The sequence below is a fragment of the Rhizobium ecuadorense genome (assembly GCF_001187535.1).
In the GTDB taxonomy this organism is placed as follows: Bacteria; Pseudomonadota; Alphaproteobacteria; order Rhizobiales; family Rhizobiaceae; genus Rhizobium; species Rhizobium ecuadorense.
In genome coordinates this window covers 1-217 of record NZ_LFIO01001192.1, presented here as the reverse complement: position 1 = coordinate 217, position 217 = coordinate 1, and the positions used below count along the sequence as shown (strand labels likewise).

The window sequence follows — 217 nt, the reverse complement described above, 5'->3', positions numbered from 1 at the left end:
CGATTTCCTTGGTCTGCCGGTGGACAGAAAGGCGAGGCAGTCGATCATGCAGGGGAGGTTTCTGGCGCAAGCAAATCAGGAAACGATGGATGCGTTGACACTCCCACGATGGGAAAAGGAGTGGCAGGGCGGCAGTGCGGCAAGACGGAAATTGATCGTCGAGGAAGTACGACTGCGAATACGACGTCTGATCCTGGACAATGCTGAAATCGACAAT

At 54.4% G+C, this 217-nt stretch carries 1 pseudogene; it reads left to right on the top strand.

Annotated features, from left to right (window positions below):
- Positions 1-217, top strand: a pseudogene (locus tag AF337_RS44580) (helix-turn-helix domain-containing protein); the annotation flags it as partial.